The organism is Kribbella sp. NPDC051952 (assembly GCF_040680855.1).
Taxonomy (GTDB): Bacteria; Actinomycetota; Actinomycetes; order Propionibacteriales; family Kribbellaceae; genus Kribbella.
Genome location: NZ_JBFAXQ010000010.1, coordinates 202,140 through 225,218, shown reverse-complemented (window position 1 = coordinate 225,218; position 23,079 = coordinate 202,140). Strand labels below are relative to the sequence as shown.

Sequence of the window (23,079 nt, the reverse complement as noted above, 5' to 3'; positions counted from 1 at the left end):
TTGATCCGGCGCCTGCGCAACGGCGTACCGGCAGTGGTGTTCGCACTGCCGGTACTCCTGGTCTTCGCGGTCTTCTCCTGGGGGCCGATCGTTCGCGGGCTGGTGATGAGCCTGCAGCAGACCAACCTGATCGACCCGGTCCGTTGGGTCGGCCTGGACAACTTCAAGTACGTCCTGACCGACCCCGGTGTCGGTCAGGCAACGATGAACACGGTCTGGTTCACCCTGCTGGCGCTGCTGTTCGGCTTCCCGTTGCCGATCGTGCTGGCGATGTTCCTGTCCGAACTGCGCGGCCGGTCCTGGGCGTACACGACGCTGGCGTACCTGCCGGTGATCACGCCGCCGGTGGTTGCGATCCTGCTCTGGCGGTTCTTCTACGACCCGTCCTCGAGCGGGATGTTCAACACCATCCTGGGGTTCTTCGGGCTCGGACCGTTTCCCTGGCTGGACAGTCCGTCGTCGGCGATGCCGTCGATCGTGCTGGAAGCGACATGGGCCGGAGCCGGCAACGCAGTGATCATCTACCTGGCCGCACTGACCTCCGTCCGGGCCGATCTGTACGAGGCCGCCGAGCTGGATGGCGCCGGGGTGTTCCGACGGGTGTGGCACGTGATGCTGCCGCATCTGCGCGGCGTACTGCTGTTGATGCTGCTCCTGCAGGTGATCGGCACCATCCAGCTCTTCACCGAGCCGCTGCTGTTCACCGGGGGCGGGCCGCAGAACTCGACCACCACGATCCTGCTGCTGATCTACAACTACGCCTTCGTCAACGGCGACTACGGTGCTGCGACCGCGTTGAGTGTGCTCCTGGCGATCGCGCTCGCCGTACTGTCGGCCGTCTTCCAGTTGGCGACGCGTGGCTGGAGTTCTGAGTGAGCGACGAGCGCGGGGCGCTGTCGGACGCGGACCGCAGGCAGAATCGGATCCGCGTGCCGTTCGTCATCGGACAGGTCCTGGTGTTCGTGGGACTGCTGGTGGCAGGTCTCGGGCCGTTCCTGTGGTTGCTCAAGGCAGCGATCTCGCCGACGCAGGACAGCATCCGGCATCCACTCGCGTTCTTCCCGTCCGGCCAGGTGCAGTGGCAGAACCTCGGTACCGCCTGGCAGCAGGGCCACATCGGCTACTACCTCGGCAACACCGGCATCATTGCGGCCGGTACGGCGCTGGCGGCACTGATCGTCTGTACGACGGCCGGTTACACGCTGAGCGTGCTCCGGCCTCGTTGGGGACCGGTGTTGTCGGCGGCGATCCTGATCACGCTGTTCGTCCCGCACATCGTTTCGCTCGTACCGCTGTACCTGACCGTGCTGAAGCTGCCGGTGGTGCACAGCAACCTGACCAACACGTTCTGGGCGGTCTGGCTGCCGCCCGCGGCCAGTGCGTTCAACGTGCTGATCGTGAAGCGCTTCTTCGACGGCATCCCGCGCGAGTACTTCGAGGCGGCCCGGATCGACGGGGCCGGGTCGCTGCGGGTGTTCACCTCGCTCGTACTCCCGCTGTCGCGCCCGATTCTCGGTGTGGTCGTGCTGCTGAGCATCATCTCTTCCTGGAAGGACTATCTGTGGCCCCTGCTGGTGCTGACGAATCCGGATCTGCAACCGGTCTCGGTGGCGTTGCCCAAGATCGCCAAGGTGACGGAGCTCAACATCCAGTTGGCGGGGCTGTTCCTGGCCCTGCTGATCCCGGTGGCGCTGTTCCTGGTCTTCCAGCGGGCGTTCCTGCGCGGCGTCGGACTGTCCGGGGGGATCAAGGCGTGAAGCGTGTGCTGGTCACCGGAGCGGACGGATCGATCGGACGGGCCGCAGCCATCGGTCTGTACGCGGACGGGTACGACGTGACCGGCCTGTCGCTGCGCTACGACCACGTCAGTACGGCGGACCGCCCCCTGGTCGGCGACGCGCGCTCACCGGACGACGTGGCCGCCGCACTCGACGGTGTGGACGCCGTACTGCATCTGGCCGCGATCCCACATCCCAGTCTGGGTACGCCGGAGGAGGTGTTCGAGAACAACGTGGCTGCGACGTTCAACGTGCTCTCGCAGGCCGGGCAGCGGGGGATCGACCGGGTGGTGATCGCGAGCAGTATCAACGCGTTCGGCGTACCGATGAACGTGAATCCGGTAGTGCCGGCGTACTACCCGCTGGACGAGGACGTGCGGGCGGACATCTCCGATGCGTACTCGTTGTCGAAGAGTGTGGACGAGCAGAGCGCCCGGATGGCCTGGCGGCGTTGGGGGACCAATGTGATCGCGCTGCGCTTTCCGCTGGTGAAGTCCCGCAAGGACCTGCTGCGGTTCGCGGCCAAGGCTGAGAGCGACCCGTCCATCATGGCGCGCGAGGGCTGGGCCTATCTCGACCTGCGCGACGGTGTGGCGGCGATCATCGCCGCACTCGAGTCATCGGTGACCGGAGCACACGTGGTCGGGCTGGCGGCCGATGACGTCCTGATCGACCGCCCGACCGATGAACTGCTCCGCGAGTACGCCCCGACAGTGCCGGTACGACGTCCTGTCGCCGGGCGGGACGCGTTGGTCGACACCTCCCGGGCGCGCGACCTGTTGGGGTTCAGTCCGCGCTACTCGATCCACAACGATGATCACACCGTTTCGGCGATCACCAGCTGAGGGGCGACGTACTGGGTGCCGGGCTCGGGGTCTGGTTCGAGCAGTTGGGCCGCGACCCGGCGGCCGATCTCCTCGAGTCCGACCTCGATCGTGGTCAGGTGCCGGGTCACGCGCTGGTCGTGCATCAGCTGTTCCCAGTTGTCCACGCCGATCATCGCCACATCCTCGGGCACCCGGCGACCGCTGGCCCGGACGACTCGCTCGGCACCCCGGGCGATGGCGTCGCTGCCGCAGAAGATGCCGTCGATGTCGGGCACCTCGGCCAGCACCTCACGCGCCGCGTCCTCGCCCCAGTCCTCACGCCACCGGCCGAACCGCACCGGCGTCGCCCAGTCCAGCCCGGCATCAGCGAGCGCCTGAGTGGCACTCGCCGCGCGGCGCTGGGCGGCGTGGTCGTGCGGCTCCGCAGTGATGTGGGCGAGGCGGCGGCGGCCCTTGGACAGCAGGTGATTCGCCGCCAGCTTGCCGATCGCGGTGTCGTCGGAGGTGATCGTGACGTCGTTCGGATCCTCGGTGGAGGTGAACGCGTAGATCACCGGGACGTCGAACCGGCTGGTCAGCGACGGGGTCGGGTACGACGTGCCGGTGCCGATCACGATCAGTCCGTCGATCCGGCGGGCCCGCAACTGCAGGACGCTCTCGGTGATGTCCTGGTCGCCCAGGCGGGCGTCGTACAGCAGGATGGCCTGTTCCTTGGCGCCGAGCTCGGTGGCGACAGTGGCCAGCACGATCCGGGTGAACGGGTTCGACGCGCGGTGCGTGAGGACGCCGATCGTCTGGCTCCGGCCCCGGGCGAACGACCGGGCCAGCGCGTTGTGCCGGAAGCCGAGTCGTACGGCGGTGTCCCGGACGTGGTCCCGGGTGGCCTGCGAGATCCGGTCGGTGCCGTTGAGCGCCTTGGAAGCCGTCGACAGCGACACCCCCGCGGCAGTAGCCACATCGGACAGGGTGATCAGCTGGTCGGCCATCTGCTCATCGTAGTCAGCTACGAGCCGTTGACAGTGGGCTCGGCGGGTATCAGGGTGTGATGTGCGAAACCGCTTTCGCAACCTGCGATCTGGGAGGAGCACTCCATGGTCCGCCGCCGCTCTGGCGCAGTCAGTCTTCTCACGGCCGGCTTGCTGCTGGCCGCCGTACTTCAGTCACCCGCCCACGCAGCCTCCACCGCCGCGCCGACTCTGACTATCGCGCCGACGACTGTCGGCAACACGTTCATCGCCGGTGCGGCGGTGCAGCTCGGCTTCAGCACCAACGCCGCCACGGTCGGCTGGACCGTGCGCGACGCGAGCGGGACCGAGGTCGCCAAGGGCTCGGCGACCGCAGCCTCGCTCATCGGCCGGCTTCCGCTCTCGATCACCTCACCGGGCTGGTACCAGGTCGACCTCACCGCGACCGGCTCCGACGGCTGGGTGACCAACGGTGGCACGGACTTCGCCGTACTCAGCCAGCACGACTTCTCCACGTCGACGGACACCCGGATCGGTGTCGCCACCGGACTGGGCTTCGCCAGCGGCGCCAACCCCGGCCTGGCCTCGGTGCCGCTGCTGGCGAAGGGTGGCATCTCCACCGCCCGCGATGAGGCCTTCTGGGCCAACGCGGAGACCACTCCGGGTGTGATCCAGTTCCCGCAGCGGGTGAAGGACTACAAGGCCGCACTGGACGCGAACCACGTCGATTTCCTCAACATCCTCGACTACGGCAACCCGATCTACTACCCGGACGAGGCGCCGTCCACGGACGCCCAGCGGCAGGCCTTCACCCGGTACGCCGTCGCCGCGGTCGACGAGTTCGGTACGGCGCACACGACGTACGAGCTGTGGAACGAATGGAACTGGCGCGACAAGGACGGCCCTGCTGGTGCCACGGCCGACAACTACGTCGCACTGCTGAAGACGGTCGCTCCGGCGATCCGGGCGAAGCACCCGGACGTCAAGCTGACCGGTCCGTCGCTTGCGGTCATCTCGGACTGGCAGGCCTGGTTCACCCGGTTCGCCGACCTCGGTGGTCTGGACTACGTCGACGCGGTCACCATCCACCCGTACGTGCAGCCGAGTGACCCGGAAGCGTCCGTCACCTACGTCAACACGATCCGCAGCATCATGGCCGCGCACGGCTCGACCAAGCCGATCTACATCTCCGAACAGGGTTGGGCGACCGGTACCAGCGCGACGGCAGTCAGCGAGCCGGTGCAGGCCCGCGACCTGATCCGTGGCGAACTGCTGGCCTTCGGCAACAATGTGGCCCGGTACAGCGGCTACAACTTCATGGACTCGGGCACTGACCCCACGAACGTCGAGCACCGCTTCGGCCTGGTCCGCAACACCCAGGACCCCCGGGGCGCGCTGGTGCCGAAGCCGTCGTACGTCGCAACCGCCGTCCTGGCCCGGCAGATCGACCAGCTCCCGCTGATCGGTCAGACCCGATTCGGCACCAACGGGTACGACGTCGCCTTCAACGCCGGCGGTGGACAGAGCGTGCACGCGGTCTGGTCCACTACACCCGGACTGGTCAACGCGGGCGCAACGCCTGGCTCAACCGTCCGGGTGACGAACATGTACGGCGCGGTGACCAACCTGACCGCGGATTCGGGCGGCCATATCTGGGTGACCACCGGACCGGAGCCGGTGTACCTGAAGGGCGCTATCAGCGGAGTCGCCGCGTCGACCCGCTTCGCGTTGTCGGTCCAGCCGGAGATCGCCGGCGACCCGGTGAGCGGCAGCCTGACCTTCACCAACCCCGACACGACCGCGCATGCGTTCACCGTCCAGGCGGGCACCGGCCAGGCCAGTGGCAACGTCCCTGCCGGCGGCACAGCGTCCGTACCCGTCAACTACGCGGCACAGAACTCGACCGGCCCGCGTACGTACTCCGCCAAGGTCACCGTGGACGGCGTCCCGTCCGCACTCCTGACAGCCAGCGGTACGGCGACCGCACCGCTGACAGTCACCGGATCACACGTGCTGAGTACTAGTGGACAAGACCTGCTCCGGCTGCGGGTCACCAACGCATCAGCCCACTCGTACACGGTCGCCGGGCTCGACTGGGCCTCCGGACCTGGATCCGGAACGCTGCTCGCCGGCACCACGATCACAGCGCACGGTACGGCGTCGGCCGACGTACCTCTCACCGTCACAGCCGCCTCTGACTGGGCCGCCAGCCTGCGCATCTCTGGCGTCGGCTTCTTCAAGGCATCCGGCAAGCTGGCACCGGTCGGTACGCCGACAATCGCCACGCAGCACACCCTGACACTCGACGGGGTGATCGACCCGGAGCTCAGCCAGGTCACGCCGATCTCCTTGGCAGGCACCGGAACACCACCGGTGACCGGCTGGGGCGGGCCGAACGACCTGTCCGGATCACTCTGGCTGACCCAGGACAGCCAGAACCTGTACCTGTCCGCCAAGGTCACCGACGACGTGTTCTCGCAGCCCAACCGCGACGGCAACATCTGGGGCGGTGACGGACTGCAGATCGGTATGACGTCCGGTGCGCCGGGGGAGGCCACCAGGACGCAGGAGATCGGTGCTGCACTGACTGATGCGGGCACTGTGGACACGTGGCGATGGGCTCCGGTCGAGCTGGCCGGAAAGCCGCCGGGCGTGCAGGCCAAGGTGGTCCGCGACAACACTGCCCACACCACGACGTACGAGGTGGCGCTGCCCTGGAGCACGCTCGAGTTCGCGCCGGGTGATCGGCTGCTGTCGGCGACCGTGGTGGTCAACGAGAACGACGGCACCGGGCGGCGCGGCTGGCTGACCTGGGGCAAGGGCGTCGCGGAGACGAAGAACACCGCCCTCTTCAACGCGATCCGCCTGGGCTGAGTACGTCGATCCGGATCTCCCGCCTAGGATCGAGGCGGGAGATCCGGATCGAGGGAGCGCGAGTGAGTCACACCGTGGTGGCCGAACTGGTGGCCAATGTGCTGAAGGTCACCGCACGGGCCGGTGACACGGTGGGACCGGATGACACCCTGGTCATCCTGGAGTCGATGAAGATGGAGATCCCGGTGCTGGCCGAGGTGGCCGGAACCATCGTCGAACTCAAGGTCGTCGAGGGCGAAGTGGTCCGCGACGGTGACCCGATCGCGATCATTGAAGAGAAGTGATTAAACCGAAATGGCCACCAACGCGTCTTGCTTGGTGAGGGGCCTGGTGGGGAACTTCCCACCGGGGCGCCGCGTTGAGCCGTCGTACGAAGAACTCAGGGTCCGACCCGGGTTCTCCCGACGTGCGCAGAGGACGGTGACCGCGGCACCATGGCCTTCACGCTTATTGCCGAGAGGACCCAGGGAGGCGTCGCGGTGAAGCCCGCCGACACCAGGACGGTGCCCGCGCCCCAGGTGGCGCCCGAGGTGCTGCCCTCGTGGGACGAGATCGTCCGCACCCACTCCGCCCGGGTCTACCGGCTCGCGTACCGGCTGACCGGCAACAAGCACGACGCCGAGGACCTGACCCAGGAAGTGTTCGTCCGGGTCTTCCGCTCGCTGTCGTCGTACACGCCGGGCACCTTCGAGGGCTGGCTGTACCGGATCACCACGAACTTGTTCCTGGACGGCGCCCGCCGCAAGCAGCGGATCCGTTTCGACGGCCTGCCGGACGACGCGCACGACCGGCTCCCGGCCAAGGGCGTGGGCCCGGCCGAGAAGCTGGACTCCGACCTGTTCGACCACGACGTGCAGGACGCGCTCGACGCGCTGCCCGAGGACTTCCGCGCCGCCGTGGTGCTCTGCGACATCGAGGGCATGACGTACGACGAGATCGCGGACGTCCTGGACGTCAAGCTCGGCACCGTCCGCAGCCGGATCCACCGCGGCCGATCGATGCTGCGCAAGCACCTGGAGCACCGGGCCCCGCGGTCCGGTCAGACCCGGGTCGGCGGCCCACCGGTCGACGGCCCTCTGAGCGCCGGAGGTGAGCACCGGTGACGCTGCAACACCCGATGGACAAGCTCAGCGCCGTCGTCGACGGTGCGCTCGACCACGACTCCCGGGACAAAGTCCTGAGCCACCTGGTCGGCTGCGACACCTGCCGCGCCGAGGTGGACGCCCAGCGCCGGCTGAAGGCGCGGATGGCGACCCTGGACTCACCGGATCCCTCCACCGACCTGATGCAGCGCCTGATGGGCGTCTCGTCGTTCTCCCCAGAGCCGCGCGAAGAGGTCCGTCCGGTGCTCACACCGGTGAACCTGTTCCCGCAGCGGTCCGCGTTCCCGGCCGGGCGCTCAGGTGGCACCCGGCCGGGCGCACCCCGGACCACGCGGTCCCGCCGGCGCACCGGCGTACTGGGTGCGGCCGGTTCCGCTGCCGCAGTCGCCTCCCTGCTCGGTACTGCGTTCGTCGTCGGCGATCCGGCCCGGTCGGAGCAGCCACCCGCGCTGCAGCCGCCGGTTGCGAGCTTCTCGTCGGACCACGCGAGCACGACGGGCGGAGCGCCGTTCGCGGACCCGGTCGCACTGCTGAACTCCTACAGCGGGGCTGGGTACACAGGGCTGAGCCCGACGCTGCAGCCGGTGGCGATGGTAGGGCCACAGGCGGGGCGCTGACCCGTGAGCCTCTCCCGGCTCGCCGTACTGGTCAGCACCGCTCTGATCGGCTTCGGCCTGCCCATGCCCGCCTACGCGGCGCCGTCCGCCGGCCGGGCCGACTCACCGCTCGCGGTCAGTTGGCTGCAGCGCGCGGCCGCAGCGCCGAACCAGGTCTCGTATCACGGCACGCAGATCATCACCGCCTGGGGACCGCAGGGTGCGAGCTCGGCGATGCTCGACATCGTGCACGCGGCCTCCCAGGGCTCTGAGATCAGCGTGGTCGGTTCGTCCTCCGCACCGGGTGCCAAGGCGTTCGTGCAACGCGTGACGACGACGGGCGCGGCGATTGACGGCGGACCGCTGGCTTTGCTGCAGGCGACGTACCAGCTCATCTACAAGTGCTGCACGGACACGATCGGGCGGGCCGCCGTCCTCGTGGAGGCCGTGCGGGACGACCAGACACTGGCTGCGCGGTTCTGGATCGACAAGGCGACCGGACTGCTCTTGCAGCGGCAGCTGTTCAGCGTGGACGGCAAGACGATGGTCCGGGCCACGGTGTTCACCGAGCTCGAGATCGAGGACTCGGAGTTCATCAGCCACCTGCCGCCGATGACGCCGAGTGGGGTCGAGTCGCTCGGCCTGGGCACGGCCGACAGCCTCCGCTCGCAGGGCTGGGTGTGTGCGCCCGAGCTGCCGGCCTCGCTGAGCTTGTACGGCGTCCACAAGGACACGTCCAACGGATCCCTGCAGTTCTCTTACTCGGACGGGCTCTTCAACGTCTCGCTCTTCGAGCAGCGCGGCGCACTCGATCCGGACGCGGTCGCCGGCTTCACCAGCACCGACCACCCCGGTGTCTACCTCCGCTACGGAATGCCGTCGTACGTCGTCTGGTCGTCCGGCGGGATCGTCTACACGCTGATCGGGGACCTGCCCCCGGACATGCTCGGACAGGTGGTCCACGCCTTCCCGCACGACGTCCCGGTGAAGCTGTCCGCGGTCCAGCGAATGGGCGCCGGACTGGCCAAAATCGCGACGTGGCTCACTCCGATGGGTGCGCTTTCCCCGAAACTGGGATAATCGACTCTGGAAGACCCTTCGGTAACCTCGAAGTGCCCTCCGGCAGAGACCACGACGACGACGTGAGGCGGGGCAGCGTGAGCAACGACGACGCCGAGCCGACAGTTCCGAACCTGACCACTTCGGAACCCACTGCGGTCCTTCCCACCTCCGGGGCACCCTCCGACGGTCCTCCTCCGCCGATGTCGAACGGGTCCAACGGGTCCAACGGCTCGTCGCCGCTGACCGGCCTCGCGCCACCGGTGCCCGGCTCGGGTGCTGCGCCACTGCCCACTCCCGGGAGTGACGCGGCGTATCGGCAGACGAACGGGCGGTCCACCACCCAGCGCAGCTTCGGTAAGCCAGAGGCTCAGGAGCCCGGCTTCCGGCCGGTGTACCAGGGACAGGCCTGGCCGACGCAGCAACCGGCGTACCGGCCGACCTACACGCCGCCTCCGCCCTCGGACTGGCACCACCAGCAGGCGCACGCCTACACGCCGGCGCCGCCGCCCAAGGCCAACCGGATCCTCATCATCGCCGGGGTCGTCGCGTTGGTGATCGGTGTGATCGCCGGCGCCGGTGCGGCCGCGACTGTGGTCGCCGTGAACCGGAGCACCGGCGACCCCATCACCGCGCAGCCGACGGTGCCGGTCGGCAACGGTACCGACCCGAAGATCAAGACCGGATCCGTCTCCGCGGTCGCGGCCACGCTGCTGCCGAGCGTCGTCCAGCTGAAGGTCGAGGGCGCGGACAACTCCGACGCCACCGGATCCGGGTTCGCGATCGACAACGCCGGCCACATCCTGACCAACAACCACGTGGTCGCGGGTGCGGCGAAGGGCGGTTCGATCCAGGTCCTCACCCAGAGCGGCAAGACCTCGACCGCACGGCTCGTCGGCCGGTCCCCGGCGTACGACCTGGCCATCGTCCAGGTGATCGGGCTGGACGCGCCGTCGGTGCAGTTCGGTCAGTCGGACCAGGCCGTCGTCGGGCAGGACGTGGTCGCGATCGGCTCGCCGCTCGGGCTGGCCGGGACGGTCACCTCCGGGATCATCTCCGCGAAGAACCGGCCGGTGACCACGGGCGAGACCGCGGACGAGACGTCGTACATCAGTGCGCTGCAGACCGACGCTGCGATCAACCCGGGCAACTCCGGCGGCCCGCTCGTCGACATGAACGCGCGGGTGATCGGTGTGAACTCCGCGATCGCCACCGTCCGCGGCTCCGAGGAGGGGCAGAGCGGGAACATCGGACTTGGGTTCGCCATCCCGATCGACCAGGCCCGGCGGACCGCGCAGCAGCTGATCGCCAACGGCCAGGCGTCGTACCCGGTGATCGGGGCGAGCGTGGACATGCAGTTCGAGGGTGGTGCCCGGGTGAGCGCGGTCAACGCCGGTTCGCCGGCCGCCCGCGCCGGGATGAAGGTCGGTGACGTGATCACCTCGATCAACAGCGTGGCGGTCGACTCCGCCGAGACGTTGATCGTCGCGATCCGGACGCACCAGCCGGGCGAGAGCGTGCAGTTGGTGTACGAGCGCAGCGGGAAGGCGCGGCAGGCCACGGTGACCTTGGCGCAGCAGATCGGTTGACCCAACAGGCGGAGTGACCAGGGCCGATATACCCTGGTCGGCGTCGGGACGTAGACAGGGGTGAGGCATGTTCGGCATCGGGCCGCTCGAGCTGGTCGTGATCGCGATCGTTGCCATACTCGTCTTCGGTCCGGACCGGTTGCCGGAGTTCGCCCGGACCGCGGGCCGGCTGCTCCGCCAGGTGCGCCAGATGGTCACCACCGCGCAGAACGACCTGCGCAACGAGCTCGGCCCGGAGTTCGCTGACCTCGAGCTCCAGGACCTGAACCCGAAGAACTTCGTCCGCAAGCACCTGCTCGAAGGCGCGGACGACTTCGACGAGAAGCCCGTCGCGGACTTCGCCGACTCGGCTCCCGAGCGGCTCCCCGCCGGCCAGCGCCCTCCCTACGACCCCGAGTCCACCTAGCGTCCCGACCGCCGGACCACCATGACGGTTGCGGCGATGCCGGCTACGGCCGGGAGCAGCGCGAGTACGCCCCAGAGCGCGGGGAAGAGGTGTGCGCCGTACTCCGAGGTGGTCAGCAGGACGACGGCCAGAGCTGCCGTGATCACGACCGAGGTGACCGCCAGGGCCGCCTTGGGCCAGCGGGCGACGAGTAGCCAGAGCAGCACGTTGACGACCGCCACGGTGTACACGAGGCCGTAGAGCAGGCCGCTAGCGGGCTGTTTGCCGTACGACGCGTAGACGGCGGCGGTGTGGTCCACCAACGACTGGCCACCGGCTTGATCGATGATCCCGGCGACCGCGAGGGCGAGGGAGAGGACGACGGCGCCTACGGCTGCGCCGCGGCCGGTCGAAGTTGTTGTTTTTTCAGATAGTGACTGTCTCATGCAAGTGACTGTACGAACGAGGGATCCGTGTGGTCAAGTTTTTAGATAGTGACTTGCTGAAGCGCGTGGCTGTCTCTTAGAGTCGGAGCCATGGCTACCGGTCTGCGGGAACGCTGGCGCGTGAAGGCGCGGCGGAACATCCAGGAGCGTGCGCTCGACCTGTTCGACGAGCGTGGGTTCGCCGCGGTCACAATCGAGGAGATCGCCGCGGCGGCCGAGGTCTCGCCGTCGTCGGTCTATCGGTACTTCGGGACCAAGGAAGGGCTCCTGGTCGCGGACGAGTTCGACACGCTCAGCCAGGAGGCGCTGGAGGAGATCATCGATCTGAAGGATCCCGTCGGGAGCCTGCTCGAGATCGTCCGCCGGTACGAGGCGGTGTCGGAGGACATGGAGTCTCCCCAGACCGAGCGCAGCCCGTGGCGCCGGGTCCGGTACTTCTTCCAGGAGCCATCGGTGCGGATGGCGTTCTGCGCCACCCTCGACCGCGCGGGCCAACGCATCGCGCCGATGCTGGCCCGCTCCGGCGACGTCAGCGCGACCCAGGCCCGGGTCGCCGCCAACGCGCTCGTTTTCGGCTACCTCGCCGCGCTCGAGCAGTGGTACCTGGACGACGGCGCCAACCCCATCGCCCACTACGTCGAAGAGGGACTGGCCCCGCTGCGTTCCATCTGGCCGACCCTCGGTGGCGTCGACTGAGCGTTAGCGCCCGACGGGGGACAGGCCGAGCTGACGGCCGAGGAGGCCGCGAGGCTTGCCGCCGAGCTTGGCCGCGATCTGATCCAGGATCTGAGCGGCCGGGGCCTCCGGGTCGGTGGCGATCAGTGGGTTGCCGATGTCGCCGCCGCTGCGCAGCCGCTCGTCGAGCGGGATCTCGCCCAGCAAGGGGATCGGGTACCCGAGGCGTGCGGACAGCGTCTCCGCCACTCGCGTCCCGCCGCCGGTGCCGAAGATCTCGATCCGGTGCTCGGGACCGCAGTGCGGGCAGGGCAGGAAGGACATGTTCTCGACGACCCCGGCGACCCGCTGGTGCACCATCTGCGCCATCGTGCCGGCCCGCTCGGCCACCTCGGCCGCGGCTTCCTGCGGCGTCGTCACCACGATGACCTCGGCGCTGGTCAGCCGCTGGCCGACCGAGATCGCGATGTCACCGGTGCCGGGCGGCAGGTCGAGCAGCAGTACGTCGAGGTCACCCCAGTACACGTCCGCCAGCATCTGCACGAGCGCGCGGTCCAGGATCGGGCCGCGCCACGCGACCACCTGGTCCCGCTTCGGCTTCAGCATGCCGATCGAGATCACCTTCACGCCGTGCGCGGGCACCGGCATGATCATGTCGTCCACCGCGGTCGGCCGCTCGTCCGCGACACCGAGCATGGCCGGCACCGAGTGCCCGTAGATGTCCGCGTCCAGGACGCCGACCGAGAGCCCTTGCCGGGCCATCGCGACCGCGAGGTTGACCGTCACCGACGACTTGCCGACGCCGCCCTTGCCGGACGCGATCGCGAACACCTTGGTCAGCGAGTCCGGCCGGGAGAACGGGATCTCCTTCTCGGCCACGCCGCCGCGTAGCTGCGTCTGCAGGGCCGCCCGCTGCTCGGCCGACATCACGCCGAGGTCGATCTCGACCCCGGTGACACCCTCGAGCTTGCTGACGGCAGCCGTCGTGTCCCGCCGGAGCGTGTCCTTCATCGGACAGCCCGCGACAGTCAGCAGGATGCGTACGGCGACCACACCGTCGTCGCGGACGACGACGGACTCGACCATGCCGAGGTCCGTGATCGGTTTCTTGATCTCCGGATCCAGCACGCCACCGAGCGCCGCGGTCACCTGGTCAGCAGTGGGGGGAGCCATACCCCAAGGCTACGTGCTCGACCGAACCCACCCGACCACGGTCCGTGTGACGTACCTCCAGGAAGGCGAACCTAACTCCGACAACACCAGGGGATAACCCTCTGCCTTGCCCGTTCTCCCACCTTGACAAGACGGGAGAACCGGGCACGCGAGGGGTTATCCCGTCGCGTGACTCAGAGGCCGGGGGCGCCGTAGACCGGGAACCAGCGGGCCAGATCCGGCTCGAAGCGCAGGTCGGCGCCGATGAGCGACTTGATCTGCAGCTCGGTCGCGTTGTCGCGACGGTCGGCGCCGACGGGGACGAACGGGTACCAGGAGCCGCGCTTGTACAGGTAGACCAGGCCCAGCGACCGGGTGCCGTTGGTGAACGCGACCAGCGTGCAGAGGAGGGCGTTCCCGAAGCCGGCGTCGACGAGTGAGGTGTTCACCGCGTGCAGGTCGGTGACGAGGCCCTCGACATCGTCAGGGGTGGTCTGGCGGACCAACCAGGTGAAGCCGTAGGAGTCCGTCGTACTGCTGAACTTGCCGTTGTCGAGGGCGAGGAGCTTGTCGACCTCGTCGCGCATCAGGGAGAACCCGCCGCCCTCGGCCGCCTTGAAGCAGACCGAGCCACTGCCCGTCGGTCGGTAGTCGGCCGCGGTCTCCAAGGTGATCGCGGCCGACGGAAGCGAGAACAGCTGGTCGAGGTTCGGCGGGACGGCTTTACTCCGGCCGAGCAGGATGTCGAGAAGGCCCATAGCTCTAAGCTTGCTCGCCCAGCTCGCGGGAGAGCACACCGAGGCGGTCGAGGCGTGTCTCGAGCGACGGGTGCGTGGAGAACAGCGCAGACACGCTCTTGCCGGAGATGGCGGGCGCGAAGAAGAACGCGTTGAACGCCTGCGACTGCCGCAGGTCCCGCGACGGTATCCGGGCGATGTCCCCACTGATCTTGGTCAGCGCCGAGGCCAGGGTCGACGGTTTGCCGGTGAGCATCGCGCCGGCCCGGTCCGCGGCCAGCTCCCGGTACCGCGACAGTGCCCGGGTCAGCAGGAACGAGACCGCGTAGACGGCGGCGGAGACCAGGACGATGGTCAGCACGACCATGGCCGCGTTCTGATCACGGTTCCGGCCGAGGCCGCCGTACAGGCCGAAGCGGGTGATCAGGCCGGCGAGTACGCCGAGGAACGACGCGATCGTCATCACGGCGACGTCCCGGTGGGCGACGTGGGACAACTCGTGCGCGAGCACGCCCTCTAGCTCGTCGGCGTCCAGCCGCCGCATGATCCCGGTCGTCACGCAGACGACCGCCTTGTTCGGGTTGCGTCCGGTGGCGAAGGCGTTCGGCAGGTCGACGTCCGCGATCGCGACCCTGGGCTTCGGCATGTCCGCCAGCGCGCAGAGCCGGTCGATCGCGCCGTGCAGCTGCGGTGCCTCCTCGGGCGTGACGATCTTCCCGTGCATCGCGTACAGCGCGATCCGGTCGGAGAACCAGTACTGCGCGAACAACGCGCCACCTGCGATCACCACGGCCAGTACGGCGCTCTTGGTCAACGCGATCAGCAGCGCCACGAAGCCGACGTACAGCAGTCCCAGCAGGAAGCTGGTCACCACCATCCGGCTGGTCAGCCCACGATCGGGCTTGAAGCGAGTCTTCATCGCCACGTCCTTCCTCACCCTCAATCAGAGCGTAGCTCGGTGCCGGAACGGGTTAAGGCGACTCTCAGACTCGGTCGTCCTCGCGGCTCTTGAGGTCCAGATCGGCCAGCAGCGAACGCAGTTCGGAGCGGAGGAAGTCGCGGGTGGCGACCTCACCCACGGCCATCCGCAGCGACGCCATCTCGCGGGCCAGGAACTCCATGTCCGCCCGGGTCCGGGCGTCCACGTCCCGGTCCCGCTCGTACTGGACCCGGTCGCGGGCCTCCTGCCGGTTCTGCGCGAGCAGGATGAGCGGAGCGGCGTACGACGCCTGCAGACTGAGCGCCAGGGTCAGGAAGATGAACGGGTACTGGTCGAACCGCACGCTCTCCGGCGCGAAGATGTTCCAGGCGACCCAGAACAGGATGGTCGCGGTCATGTAGACCAGGAACTGCCCGGTGCCGAGGAACCGGGCGATCCGCTCCGACAACCGCCCGAACGCGTCCGCGTCGTACGCGTTCCGGCGGACGATCGTGCGGCGCAGCTCGCGGGGGATGTCCAGGCGGTTGGCACTGCGGAGCATGCGGCGGTCGTCGGAGCTGCGGTCGTCACGGGGCATCGTGGTCCACCTCCTGCTGTTCGCGGTCACGGTCTGGTTGGTCGCGCCAGTCGTCGGGGAGCAAGTGGTCGAGTACGTCGTCAACGGTGACCGCACCGAGTAGCCGGCCCTCGTCGTCCAGCACCGGGGCCGCGACGAGGTTGTAGGTCGCCAGGTACTTGCTGACTGCCTGCAGGCCGTCGTCCGGCCGCAGTCCGTTCAGATCGGTGTCCAGTACGGCGGACACCAGCTCGGACGGTGGTTCGCGCAGCAGCCGCTGGATGTGGCCGACTCCGATGAACCGTCCGGTCGGCGTCTCAAGTGGTGGCCGGCAGACGTAGATCATCGCGGCCAGCGCCGGACTCAGGTCAGCGTTGCGGACATGAGCGAGTGCGTCGGCCACAGTGGCGTCCGCGGGCAGAATCACCGGCTCGGAGGTCATCAGCCCGCCGGCTGTGCGCTCCTCGTACGTCAGCAGTCGCCGTACGTCCTCTGCCTCGTCCGGCTCCATCAGGGTCAGCAGGCGCTCGGCGGTCTCCGTCGGAAGCTCGGCGATCAGGTCGGCGGCGTCGTCCGGTGACATCTCCTCGAGCACGTCCGCGGCCCGCTCGGTGTCCAGACCGGCCAGGATCTCCACCTGGTCGTCCTCGGGCAGCTCTTCGAGCACATCGGCCAGACGCTCGTCGTCCAGCGCCGCTGCGATCTCGTTGCGCCGCTTGGACGACAGGTCGTGCAGTACGCCGGCCAGGTCCGCGGCCTTCATCGACTCGAAGGCAGTCAGCAGGTGGGTCGCGCCCTGGCCCTCCTCGACCTGCGCGAACCCACTCACGTCACTCCAGTCGAGCACGTGCGACTGCCCGCGCCGCCGGAACCGGTGAGCGCCCTCGCGGACCGCTACCTTCGACAGAACCCAGTCCCGGGTCCGCCACTGCTCCATGGCCATGTCGAACACCACTGCGGTCGTCTCGGTCTCGCGGATCGTGACAGTGCGGTCGAGCATCTCGCCCAGGACGAGCACCTCGGTCGGGCGCTGCTCGAACCGGCGCATATTGAGCAGACCGGTGGTGGTGATGTGCCCTACGTCGACGGAGGTGACGCGAGTCATCGGCAGGAAGATCCTGCGCCGCGTGAACACCTCGACGACCAGACCGAGGACCCGCGGTGGCTGGCGGTCCGACCGCATCATCGTCACGACATCGCGCAGCTTGCCGACCTGGTCCCCGTTCGGGTCGTACACCGGGAGACCAGCCAGCCGGGCCACGTAAACGCGAGACGGTGAGCCGCTCATGCCCGAAGGCTAACCCGCCGAGGCGAAGTGTCAGCTGAGGCGCGGACGGCGGCGGATCTTGCGGTGCAGCGTGATCGGTGCCTTGCCGCGGGTCGTGGCCGGGGTCCCGATGGGTGTTTCGGCTCGCGGACTGTCGTCGTACCGGCCGGCTGCCTCGGTGATTTCGCCGGTGGGCTCGAGGACGAGGAGGTCTGCCTCGGTCTTCCAACGCTCGAGCTGTGTGTCCAGTCCAGCTGCGTTGAGGCGCTCTGTCCGCAGGGTCTGGGCCGCGGTGGTCCACTCGTCGCTGCCGGGGTCAAGGCGCCGTACTGTCGCGGTCCAGCTCGCCAAGCGGTTGGTGGCCGGCTTGGCCGGTACGACGACCTCCGCGGAACCGGCCGCGGCGAGTCCGGGAAGTGGCTGCTCGGCGCTCTCGGCCGCATCCGCGAGTACGACGTACTGGCCGTCTACCGTCGCGAACCACGCCGGGAGGGGCCGTCCGCCGTTCCACGACAGCCAGACCAGTCCGGCCTTCTTCATCACCGCAGCGATCTCTGTCACAGCCTCCTCGGTGCTCACCCGGACAGGGTGTCACAGTGAGCGATGTCACCGGGCGCGGCGCGAGGATTACGCCGTACGCTGCGGGTGACCGGCGAGTAACCGAAGCGGAGGTCTGTGGGTTATGACGGAGCAGGTACTGCGGAGCAGAAGGTCTTGTCTGGCCACGCCCGGGTCCAACCCGCGGTTCCTGGCCAAGGCGAAGGGGCTCGACGCGGACCAGGTGTTCCTCGACCTGGAGGACTCGGTCGCGCCGATCGCCAAGGTGGACGCGCGCAAGAACATCGTCGCCGCGCTGAACGAGGGCGGCTGGGGTGACAAGCTGCGCGTGGTCCGGGTGAACGACTGGACCACCGAATGGACCTACGCGGACGTGATCGAGGTCGTCGGCGGGGCCGGCGCGAACCTGGACTGCATCATGCTGCCGAAGGTGCAGACCGCCGAGCAGGTGGTCGCACTCGATCTGCTGCTCACCCAACTGGAGAAGGTGCACGGGTACGAGCCCGGCCGGATCGGGATCGAGGCGCAGATCGAGAACGCGCTCGGCCTGACCAACGTGAACGCGATCGCCAACGCGTCGCCGCGGGTCGAGACGATCATCTTCGGGCCGGCCGACTTCATGGCATCGATCAACATGAAGTCGCTCGTGGTCGGCGAACAGCCGCCCGGGTACGACGTCGGCGACGCCTACCACTACATCCTGATGCAGATCCTGATGGCCGCGCGGGCGCACGGGAAGCAGGCGATCGACGGCCCGTACCTGCAGATCAAGGACGTCGACGGCTTCCGCCGGGTCGCCGGCCGCTCCGCCGCCCTCGGCTTCGACGGCAAGTGGGTCCTCCACCCCGACCAGATCGCGGCCGCGAACGAGGTCTACTCACCGCGCCAGGACGACTACGACCACGCCGAGAACATCCTCGACGCGTACGACCACTTCACGTCGGCAGCGGGCGGCGCCCGCGGCGCGGTCATGCTCGGCGACGAGATGATCGACGAAGCCTCCCGCAAGATGGCCCTCGTCATCTCCGCCAAGGGCCGGGCCGCCGGCATGACCCGCTCGGATGTCTGGCAGCCTCCGGCCGACTAGCCCACCTGGGCCATGATCGCGAGCAGTTGCCCATCGGGGTCGGGAAAGAACGCCATCCACTCCTCGACCCCGTTGTCGTGCTTGTGGATGAGATGCGGCGCGCCCTCGAAGACCACGCCCCGGCCGCGGAGTTCGTCGTACGCCGCCTGAATGTCGTCCACCCGGAAATACAGCACGGCCGCCTGGCCCGGCTCGTCGACGGCGCTCAGGAACAACCGGGTCCCACCGCAGTCGAAGAACGCGAGATCGCCGTACGTGTAGAGGTGGGGGAGTCCCAGCACGCCGCCGTAGAAGGCGACCGCGGTTTCGATGTCACGAACCGGGCGTGCGATCTGCCCGAGCGCACCTAACTGCACAGTCATGGCTGGGACCCCCTTCACCACCTAGCTTCCTCGGGTCAGGTCAGAAGCTCCAGACCTTGTAGATGCGGATCGGCTTGACCGGGGGACCGTCCTGGTCAGGATCGGCGATGCCGGCGGCGACCATGCGGTCGAAGGTGGACATGCCGGCGATGACGTGGCCCAGGACGGTGTAGTCCGGCGGGATGTTGGCGAAGGAGTGGACGACGAAGAACTCGGAGCCGTTCGTGCCGGGTCCCTGGTTGCCGTAGGCAACGGTCCCGCGGGGGTAGGTCTCCTGGCCGGTGACCTCGTCCGGGAACTTGTAACCGGGTCCGCCCTCCTCCTGGCGGTAGATGTCACCGCACTGCAGGACACCGAGCCGGGCCGAGTTCGTCAGCCGGAAGCACTGCGTGAAGTCGTAGAACCGGCTCTGCACCAGGTGCACGAAGTTGTGTACGCCGCACGGCGCGTTCGCTCGGTCCATCCGGACCACGAACGGTCCGTAGTTGGTCAGGAAGAACACGTCGACCGTGCCCTTCGCGCGAGCCGTCGCGGACGGAATCCGGACCGGCTTGGCCGCCGGGTTCTCCGGGGTCGGCGTGAACTCGCATTTCGTCACCGGCTTCGGCTTCGCCGCGGGGGCGGCGGAAGCAGCGGAAGCGGGCGTCGTGGTCAGCGTCGCGGCGACCAGAGTGGCCGCGATCAGGGCGGTGAGTGATCGCTTCATGCGCTCACGGTAGTACTCCGCTCGCTCTGTGCAGAGTTCTTCAAGTATTTGGGCCAGAACTCGCTCTCGAACGTGTGGGTTGCCTAAGGTGTTGCGGTCCGCTGCGGAAGGTGTGGTTAGTGAACGGCGAGATACTGGCAGGGCGCTACCGCTTGGTGACCCTGCTGGGCAGAGGTGGTGCCGGTGAGGTCTGGCAGGCTGAGGACACCGTTCTCGCCCGCCAGGTAGCGGTCAAACTGCTCCGCCGGCTCGAAGGCGACCCGATGGACGCGGTCGAGCGGTTCCGGGCCGAGGCCCAGTCGGCCGCTCGCCTGATGCATCCGAACGTCATCGCGACGTACGACGTCGGTAGCGAAGGCGAACACGTGTTCCTGGTGATGGAACTCGTGTCAGGCCCTGATCTGGCCAAGCTGATGCGCAGTGCCGGCCTACCGAGCGCCGACCTGGTCGAAGACATCGCCGTCCAGGGTGCGCGCGCCTTGGATGCCGCCCACGCCGCCGGGATCGTCCACCGCGACGTGAAGCCGGCCAACTTGCTGCTGGCACCGGACGGCACGCTCAAGATCACCGACTTCGGCATTGCCAAGCGAGCAGGCAACGAGACGACCGGTCTGGGCGTCCTGCTCGGTACGGCGGCCTACGTCTCCCCGGAGCAGGTCCGGGGCGAGCCAGCCACCCCAGCCAGCGACTGGTACTCGTTCGGCTGCGTCCTCCACGAGCTCCTCGCCGGTACGCCGCCCTTCACCGGACCGACCGTCGACACGGTCATGCGGCAACACCTCGACACCCCGCCACCGCCGATCACCCGGACCGACGTACCGGCTGAGCTGGCCAACCTCGTCACGCATCTGCTGGCCAAGAACCCAGCCGACCGCCCGTCCTCGGCGGATGAGGTCACTGCACTCCTCACGGCCCATAACGCCACCCAGGTGCTCGCATTCACGCCAGTGGCGGCTCCCGCTGAGGACGTGGTCGGGGTCGGCAAGTGGGAGGAAGAGCCTGAGCAGAGCGGAACCCACCGGGCTTCCACCAAGCGAGCGTTCCCGCTGGCGCAGGTAGGTGTGGCCGCGGCAGTGGTGATCATCGGCGTCGTAGCGGCGCTGTTGCTGCGGGCAGGTGTGACGAACGAGCCGCCGGCCCAGGCAGGCGGGACGCCGTCAGCGCCGGTGAAGCAAGCCGCCGCGCCCAAGACCACACCGAAGCCGACGCCCACGCCCACCAGGACTCCGTCGAAGAAGCCGACGCCCAAGGAGACTCCGAAGGAGACGCCGCACCAGAACCCGCAGGCGGTGCTGGTGCAGACGCTACGGTCGCTCGCGGCGCAGGTGCGCCAGACCGAGCAGGGAAACCGCAGCAAGGCTCCGAAGGACGCTGCACATGACCTGGACCAGGCTGCGGTCGCGCTGGACCACGGCGACACCGAGGCGGCGGCGAAGCACTTCTACGAGGCCAGGCAGCGGCTGATCGAGGCGCAGCAGCGGCATCGCTGGCAGGGCACACCTCAGATCGCCGCTCTCTTCGTCGTGGCCGGCCGCTCGCTCCCCCGCCCCGACGACTACGGGAACGGCAACAACAACGACGGCAACGGGAACGAGTGAGCCAGGCAACCTCTGTCAGGTGGCCGGTGTCACAGCGGGTGTCACCCTCGTGCCGGGATGCTGAAACCCGCGATACTCGCGGGTAAGCACTCGATCGCAAGGAGCTGACGATGAGCAGGTTGCAGCAGACCGACGGGCTGACCGACATCCAGGAAGAGATCCTCAAGACGGTCCGCGCGTTCGTCGAGGCGGAGATCCTCCCGGTCGCCACCGAGCTCGAGCACCGCGACGAGTACCCGACCGAGATCGTCGAGGGCCTCAAGGAGCTCGGCCTGTTCGGCCTGATGATCCCCGAGGAGTACGGCGGCCTGGGTGAATCGCTGCTCACCTACGCCCTGTGTGTCGAGGAGATCGCCCGCGGCTGGATGAGCGTGTCCGGCATCATCAACACCCACTTCATCGTCGCGTACATGCTGCTCCAGCACGGCACCGACGAGCAGAAGCAGAAGTACCTGCCCCGGATGGCCGCCGGCGAGGTCCGCGGCGCGTTCTCGATGTCCGAGCCGGGCTGTGGTTCCGACGTCGCCGCGATCAAGACCAAGGCGGTCAAGGACGGCGACGCGTACGTCGTCAACGGCCAGAAGATGTGGCTGACCAACGGCGGGTCCGCGAACCTGGTCGCCGTACTCGTGAAGACCGACGAGCAGCAGGACTCGGTCTACAAGAACATGACCACGTTCCTGGTCGAGAAGGAGCCTGGGTTCGGTGAGGTCGACAAGGGTCTGACCATCCCGGGCAAGATCGACAAGATGGGCTACAAGGGCGTCGACACCACCGAGCTGGTCTTCGACGGGTACCGGATCGACGCCGGCCAGATCCTCGGCGGCGTACCGGGTAAGGGTTTCTACCAGATGATGGACGGCGTCGAGGTCGGCCGCGTCAACGTCGCCGCCCGTGGTTGTGGGGTGGCCCGGCGGGCGTTCGAGCTGGGGATCTCGTACGCGCAGCAGCGGGAGACGTTCGGGAAGAAGATCGCCGAGCACCAGGCCGTGCTGTTCCGGCTGGCCGACATGGCGGTCAAGGTCGAGGCCGCGCACGAGCTGATGGTGAAGGCGGCGCGGAAGAAGGACAGTGGTTCGCGCAACGACTTCGAGGCCGGAGTGGCGAAGTACCTGGCCAGTGAGTACTGCTCACAGGTCGTGGAGGACTCGTTCCGCATCCACGGCGGCTACGGGTTCTCCAAGGAGTACGAGATCGAACGTCTCTACCGCGAGGCGCCGATGCTGCTGATCGGCGAGGGTACGGCAGACATCCAGCGAATGATCATCGGCCGCCGCCTCCTCGAAGACTACAAACTCTGAGAGGCCAGGCTCCCCTGCGACCTGGCCTCCCCGGCGGGTCAGTGGAAGCGCTGCGACACCGAGCCGTTGCACTGTACGAGCTTCAACGGGCGGCCGAGCTCGTAGTTGATGCAGCTCCCGACCGCGACGTTGCGGAAGGCGATCGATCCGTCGCTGTAGTGCAGGATGTTGAACCGCTGGTAGTCGGATCCTTGGCACACCACGCTGACCACCCGGGCATCCCAGCCGCCTTGGATGCATCGCCCGGTCGACACGTTCTTGAACGCGCGAACGTTCGGCGCGGCGTAGACGCCCCACTTCTGGTAGTTGGGCGGATTCGCCGGGCACGACGCAATCCCCAGACCTTCTGACAGGTCGGAGATGCACAGGTTGGTGCCGACCGCCCGGTAGTTCTCGATGCCGAGGTACGTCGATGCCTGGGCCGGCAGTGCGGTACCGGCGAGTGTTGCCGCCGCCAACGCCCCCAGAACGCCCATGAGCTTTCGCATGGTGTCTCTCCTTGTCGATGACCGGCCGCC

25 protein-coding genes are annotated in these 23,079 nt (G+C 68.2%); 14 read left to right on the top strand and 11 right to left on the bottom strand.

The features are described from left to right. From AB0L70_RS20650 to AB0L70_RS20640, 3 genes are read left to right on the top strand one after another with little or no spacing between them, the layout of a single operon-like run. Complete coding sequence (locus AB0L70_RS20650) at nucleotides 1–876, top strand: sugar ABC transporter permease (protein ID WP_363686334.1); 876 nt, start codon at nucleotides 1–3, stop codon at nucleotides 874–876. Beyond that, on the top strand, nucleotides 873–1,757 hold the full coding sequence (locus AB0L70_RS20645) for a carbohydrate ABC transporter permease (RefSeq protein WP_363686332.1): 885 nt from the start codon (nucleotides 873–875) through the stop codon (nucleotides 1,755–1,757). The genes AB0L70_RS20650 and AB0L70_RS20645 overlap by 4 nt, the downstream gene beginning before the upstream one ends. After that, entirely contained in the window at nucleotides 1,754–2,623 is an 870-nt protein-coding gene (locus AB0L70_RS20640; RefSeq protein WP_363686330.1) for an NAD(P)-dependent oxidoreductase, read from the top strand. The genes AB0L70_RS20645 and AB0L70_RS20640 overlap by 4 nt, the downstream gene beginning before the upstream one ends. On the opposite strand, the gene AB0L70_RS20635 is transcribed toward AB0L70_RS20640, so the two are convergent. Further along, nucleotides 2,596–3,591 carry a LacI family DNA-binding transcriptional regulator gene (locus AB0L70_RS20635; protein WP_363686328.1) on the bottom strand — a complete coding sequence of 332 codons (996 nt, stop codon included), beginning with the start codon at nucleotides 3,589–3,591 and terminating at the stop codon, nucleotides 2,596–2,598. The genes AB0L70_RS20640 and AB0L70_RS20635 overlap by 28 nt on opposite strands. Before the next feature lie 105 nt (nucleotides 3,592–3,696). Between AB0L70_RS20635 and AB0L70_RS20630 the strand changes: the two genes are divergently transcribed. The 7 genes from AB0L70_RS20630 to AB0L70_RS20600 all read left to right on the top strand — a co-directional run bounded on the left by AB0L70_RS20630 (nucleotide 3,697) and on the right by AB0L70_RS20600 (nucleotide 11,197). Beyond that, nucleotides 3,697–6,444 carry a sugar-binding protein gene (locus AB0L70_RS20630; protein ID WP_363686326.1) on the top strand — a complete coding sequence of 916 codons (2,748 nt, stop codon included), beginning with the start codon at nucleotides 3,697–3,699 and terminating at the stop codon, nucleotides 6,442–6,444. A gap of 62 nt (nucleotides 6,445–6,506) precedes the next feature. After that, nucleotides 6,507–6,728, top strand: coding sequence for a biotin/lipoyl-binding carrier protein (locus AB0L70_RS20625; protein ID WP_363686324.1), 222 nt, complete (start codon nucleotides 6,507–6,509; stop codon nucleotides 6,726–6,728). Between the two features lie 150 nt (nucleotides 6,729–6,878). Beyond that, entirely contained in the window at nucleotides 6,879–7,547 is a 669-nt protein-coding gene (gene sigE / locus AB0L70_RS20620) for an RNA polymerase sigma factor SigE (protein WP_363686322.1), read from the top strand. After that, nucleotides 7,544–8,164, top strand: coding sequence for a zf-HC2 domain-containing protein (locus AB0L70_RS20615; RefSeq protein WP_363686320.1), 621 nt, complete (start codon nucleotides 7,544–7,546; stop codon nucleotides 8,162–8,164). The genes sigE and AB0L70_RS20615 overlap by 4 nt, the downstream gene beginning before the upstream one ends. A 3-nt stretch (nucleotides 8,165–8,167) precedes the next feature. Continuing rightward, nucleotides 8,168–9,223 carry a sigma-E factor regulatory protein RseB domain-containing protein gene (locus AB0L70_RS20610; RefSeq protein ID WP_363686318.1) on the top strand — a complete coding sequence of 352 codons (1,056 nt, stop codon included), beginning with the start codon at nucleotides 8,168–8,170 and terminating at the stop codon, nucleotides 9,221–9,223. 182 nt (nucleotides 9,224–9,405) lie between these two features. Continuing rightward, a complete protein-coding gene (locus AB0L70_RS20605; protein ID WP_363686316.1) occupies nucleotides 9,406–10,791 on the top strand; it encodes a trypsin-like peptidase domain-containing protein in 1,386 nt (461 codons plus the stop codon). A 67-nt stretch (nucleotides 10,792–10,858) separates the two neighbouring features. Beyond that, nucleotides 10,859–11,197, top strand: a complete 339-nt coding sequence (locus AB0L70_RS20600) for a sec-independent translocase (protein ID WP_363686314.1) — start codon at nucleotides 10,859–10,861, stop codon at nucleotides 11,195–11,197. On the opposite strand, the gene AB0L70_RS20595 is transcribed toward AB0L70_RS20600, so the two are convergent. Further along, on the bottom strand, nucleotides 11,194–11,622 hold the full coding sequence (locus tag AB0L70_RS20595) for a hypothetical protein (protein WP_363686312.1): 429 nt from the start codon (nucleotides 11,620–11,622) through the stop codon (nucleotides 11,194–11,196). The two genes, AB0L70_RS20600 and AB0L70_RS20595, sit on opposite strands and share 4 nt — an antisense overlap. 90 nt (nucleotides 11,623–11,712) lie before the next feature. Between AB0L70_RS20595 and AB0L70_RS20590 the strand changes: the two genes are divergently transcribed. After that, nucleotides 11,713–12,318, top strand: coding sequence for a helix-turn-helix domain-containing protein (locus AB0L70_RS20590; RefSeq protein ID WP_363686310.1), 606 nt, complete (start codon nucleotides 11,713–11,715; stop codon nucleotides 12,316–12,318). 3 nt (nucleotides 12,319–12,321) lie between these two features. Here AB0L70_RS20590 and AB0L70_RS20585 read toward each other — a convergent pair whose 3' ends face one another. From AB0L70_RS20585 to AB0L70_RS20560, 6 genes are all read right to left on the bottom strand, one after another. Continuing rightward, entirely contained in the window at nucleotides 12,322–13,470 is a 1,149-nt protein-coding gene (locus AB0L70_RS20585) for a P-loop NTPase (RefSeq protein ID WP_363686308.1), read from the bottom strand. Nucleotides 13,471–13,643: 173 nt separating this feature from the next. Continuing rightward, entirely contained in the window at nucleotides 13,644–14,207 is a 564-nt protein-coding gene (locus AB0L70_RS20580) for a hypothetical protein (RefSeq protein ID WP_363686306.1), read from the bottom strand. Between the two features lie 4 nt (nucleotides 14,208–14,211). Next, complete coding sequence (gene htpX, locus AB0L70_RS20575; protein WP_363686304.1) at nucleotides 14,212–15,105, bottom strand: zinc metalloprotease HtpX; 894 nt, start codon at nucleotides 15,103–15,105, stop codon at nucleotides 14,212–14,214. Between the two features lie 64 nt (nucleotides 15,106–15,169). Further along, on the bottom strand, nucleotides 15,170–15,703 hold the full coding sequence (locus AB0L70_RS20570) for a DUF1003 domain-containing protein (protein ID WP_363686302.1): 534 nt from the start codon (nucleotides 15,701–15,703) through the stop codon (nucleotides 15,170–15,172). Further along, entirely contained in the window at nucleotides 15,693–16,970 is a 1,278-nt protein-coding gene (locus tag AB0L70_RS20565) for a CBS domain-containing protein (protein ID WP_363686300.1), read from the bottom strand. Before AB0L70_RS20565 ends, AB0L70_RS20570 begins: the two co-directional genes overlap by 11 nt. 30 nt (nucleotides 16,971–17,000) lie before the next feature. Beyond that, the gene (locus tag AB0L70_RS20560; protein WP_363686298.1) at nucleotides 17,001–17,528 is read right to left on the bottom strand and encodes a hypothetical protein; all 528 of its coding nucleotides are present in this window, start codon (nucleotides 17,526–17,528) and stop codon (nucleotides 17,001–17,003) included. 103 nt (nucleotides 17,529–17,631) lie between these two features. Here AB0L70_RS20560 and AB0L70_RS20555 point away from each other — a divergent pair, with 103 nt between their 5' ends. Then, the gene (locus tag AB0L70_RS20555; protein WP_363686296.1) at nucleotides 17,632–18,594 is read left to right on the top strand and encodes a CoA ester lyase; all 963 of its coding nucleotides are present in this window, start codon (nucleotides 17,632–17,634) and stop codon (nucleotides 18,592–18,594) included. On the opposite strand, the gene AB0L70_RS20550 is transcribed toward AB0L70_RS20555, so the two are convergent. Together AB0L70_RS20550 and AB0L70_RS20545 are read right to left on the bottom strand one after the other, a co-directional pair. After that, nucleotides 18,591–18,956: a VOC family protein gene (locus tag AB0L70_RS20550; RefSeq protein WP_363686294.1), complete on the bottom strand. Its 366-nt coding sequence runs from the start codon at nucleotides 18,954–18,956 to the stop codon at nucleotides 18,591–18,593. The two genes, AB0L70_RS20555 and AB0L70_RS20550, sit on opposite strands and share 4 nt — an antisense overlap. A gap of 40 nt (nucleotides 18,957–18,996) precedes the next feature. Then, complete coding sequence (locus AB0L70_RS20545) at nucleotides 18,997–19,662, bottom strand: peptidylprolyl isomerase (RefSeq protein ID WP_363686292.1); 666 nt, start codon at nucleotides 19,660–19,662, stop codon at nucleotides 18,997–18,999. Between the two features lie 119 nt (nucleotides 19,663–19,781). Here AB0L70_RS20545 and AB0L70_RS20540 point away from each other — a divergent pair, with 119 nt between their 5' ends. Further along, nucleotides 19,782–21,260, top strand: coding sequence for a serine/threonine-protein kinase (locus tag AB0L70_RS20540; RefSeq protein WP_363686290.1), 1,479 nt, complete (start codon nucleotides 19,782–19,784; stop codon nucleotides 21,258–21,260). Nucleotides 21,261–21,370: 110 nt separating this feature from the next. Beyond that, entirely contained in the window at nucleotides 21,371–22,561 is a 1,191-nt protein-coding gene (locus AB0L70_RS20535) for an acyl-CoA dehydrogenase family protein (RefSeq protein ID WP_363686288.1), read from the top strand. 38 nt (nucleotides 22,562–22,599) lie between these two features. On the opposite strand, the gene AB0L70_RS20530 is transcribed toward AB0L70_RS20535, so the two are convergent. Beyond that, a complete protein-coding gene (locus AB0L70_RS20530; protein WP_363686286.1) occupies nucleotides 22,600–23,049 on the bottom strand; it encodes an RICIN domain-containing protein in 450 nt (149 codons plus the stop codon). Between the last annotated feature and the right edge of the window lie 30 nt (nucleotides 23,050–23,079).

Bases quoted from the DNA above. Each gene is read 5' to 3' on its own strand.
- AB0L70_RS20565 (WP_363686300.1), bottom strand. From the start codon at position 16,970: ATGAGCGGCTCACCGTCTCGCGTTTACGTGGCCCGGCTGGCTGGTCTC.
- htpX (WP_363686304.1), bottom strand. From the start codon at position 15,105: ATGAAGACTCGCTTCAAGCCCGATCGTGGGCTGACCAGCCGGATGGTG.
- AB0L70_RS20635 (WP_363686328.1), bottom strand. From the start codon at position 3,591: ATGGCCGACCAGCTGATCACCCTGTCCGATGTGGCTACTGCCGCGGGG.
- AB0L70_RS20590 (WP_363686310.1), top strand. From the start codon at position 11,713: ATGGCTACCGGTCTGCGGGAACGCTGGCGCGTGAAGGCGCGGCGGAAC.
- AB0L70_RS20630 (WP_363686326.1), top strand. From the start codon at position 3,697: ATGGTCCGCCGCCGCTCTGGCGCAGTCAGTCTTCTCACGGCCGGCTTG.
- AB0L70_RS20595 (WP_363686312.1), bottom strand. From the start codon at position 11,622: ATGAGACAGTCACTATCTGAAAAAACAACAACTTCGACCGGCCGCGGC.
- sigE (WP_363686322.1), top strand. From the start codon at position 6,879: ATGGCCTTCACGCTTATTGCCGAGAGGACCCAGGGAGGCGTCGCGGTG.
- AB0L70_RS20545 (WP_363686292.1), bottom strand. From the start codon at position 19,662: ATGAAGCGATCACTCACCGCCCTGATCGCGGCCACTCTGGTCGCCGCG.
- AB0L70_RS20535 (WP_363686288.1), top strand. From the start codon at position 21,371: ATGAGCAGGTTGCAGCAGACCGACGGGCTGACCGACATCCAGGAAGAG.
- AB0L70_RS20580 (WP_363686306.1), bottom strand. From the start codon at position 14,207: ATGGGCCTTCTCGACATCCTGCTCGGCCGGAGTAAAGCCGTCCCGCCG.
- AB0L70_RS20550 (WP_363686294.1), bottom strand. From the start codon at position 18,956: ATGACTGTGCAGTTAGGTGCGCTCGGGCAGATCGCACGCCCGGTTCGT.
- AB0L70_RS20555 (WP_363686296.1), top strand. From the start codon at position 17,632: ATGACGGAGCAGGTACTGCGGAGCAGAAGGTCTTGTCTGGCCACGCCC.
- AB0L70_RS20530 (WP_363686286.1), bottom strand. From the start codon at position 23,049: ATGCGAAAGCTCATGGGCGTTCTGGGGGCGTTGGCGGCGGCAACACTC.
- AB0L70_RS20600 (WP_363686314.1), top strand. From the start codon at position 10,859: ATGTTCGGCATCGGGCCGCTCGAGCTGGTCGTGATCGCGATCGTTGCC.
- AB0L70_RS20585 (WP_363686308.1), bottom strand. From the start codon at position 13,470: ATGGCTCCCCCCACTGCTGACCAGGTGACCGCGGCGCTCGGTGGCGTG.
- AB0L70_RS20570 (WP_363686302.1), bottom strand. From the start codon at position 15,703: ATGCCCCGTGACGACCGCAGCTCCGACGACCGCCGCATGCTCCGCAGT.
- AB0L70_RS20605 (WP_363686316.1), top strand. From the start codon at position 9,406: ATGTCGAACGGGTCCAACGGGTCCAACGGCTCGTCGCCGCTGACCGGC.